We start from the raw sequence: 525 nt of genomic DNA on the forward strand, positions 1-525 counted from the left end.
ACTTTAGAGATTGGCTAAGACTGATAAGCTAATTAACGGAATTGGTATTACCTAGATAGCTATTATAGATTTCTGGCAGCTGCTTGACCAAAAGGCAATACACCATTATTTAGATAAAAAAAGCCTCGCTATTTCTAGCGAGGCTTCTTAATAAGTGGCGGAGTGGACGGGACTCGAACCCGCGACCCCCGGCGTGACAGGCCGGTATTCTAACCAACTGAACTACCACTCCGCAGTGTCTATTCAGCATAAAGCAAATTAAGTCTGACGATGTCCTACTCTCACATGGGGAAGCCCCACACTACCATCGGCGCTATTGTGTTTCACTACTGAGTTCGGCATGGAATCAGGTGGGTCCACAATGCTATGGTCGTCAAACAAATCCTGTTGTTAATTTGACTAATCAAATCAACTAAATAGTGGTGCTGATACCCAGACTCGAACTGGGGACCTCACCCTTACCAAGGGTGCGCTCTACCGGGCTGAGCTATATCAGCAATTTAAGAAGCGTTTAAACGATTCTAA

Annotated in this window: 2 tRNA genes and 1 rRNA gene; all 3 read right to left on the reverse strand. The window is 45.1% G+C overall.

From position 1 onward, the window contains the following. Positions 1-155: 155 nt before the first annotated feature. The 3 genes from OCT63_RS21415 to OCT63_RS21425 all read right to left on the reverse strand — a co-directional run bounded on the left by OCT63_RS21415 (position 156) and on the right by OCT63_RS21425 (position 497). Positions 156-232, reverse strand: a tRNA-Asp gene (locus tag OCT63_RS21415). A gap of 30 nt (positions 233-262) precedes the next feature. Beyond that, positions 263-378 (reverse strand): 5S ribosomal RNA (gene rrf / locus OCT63_RS21420). Between the two features lie 42 nt (positions 379-420). Then, positions 421-497: transfer RNA gene (locus tag OCT63_RS21425), tRNA-Thr, on the reverse strand. Between the last annotated feature and the right edge of the window lie 28 nt (positions 498-525).

Origin of the sequence: Vibrio sp. RW (assembly GCF_027587105.1) — a bacterium.
GTDB classification, from domain to species: Bacteria; Pseudomonadota; Gammaproteobacteria; order Enterobacterales; family Vibrionaceae; genus Vibrio; species Vibrio toranzoniae.